The 239-nt window shown below is 61.9% G+C and carries 1 pseudogene; it reads right to left on the reverse strand.

Annotation, left to right across the window (positions count from 1 at the left end):
- Positions 1-239 (reverse strand): annotated as a pseudogene (locus AAEY75_RS16915) (oxygen-independent coproporphyrinogen III oxidase); the annotation flags it as partial.

The following is a 239-nucleotide window of genomic DNA, read 5'->3' on the forward strand; positions in this document are numbered from 1 at the left end:
GGCCCATGGTGGCCCAGTCGGCTTCGCGCGGGTCGATTTCGATGCCGTAGTCACCCGAATCGTCATCCAGCAAATTGAAATGCTGGCGCAGGCATTTCATCACCTGGCGCAGTTCATCGTGGCTGAGAAAGGTTGGCGTACCGCCGCCGAAGTGCAACTGTTCCACGGGCTGCTGCGGGTCGAGGTGGCAGGCCACCAATTGGATTTCCTGCTCCAGGCGCTGCAGGTAGGCCTGGGCG

The sequence above is a fragment of the Psychrobacter sp. TB55-MNA-CIBAN-0194 genome (assembly GCF_040309505.1).
Lineage (GTDB): Bacteria > Pseudomonadota > Gammaproteobacteria > Pseudomonadales > Moraxellaceae > Psychrobacter > Psychrobacter fozii.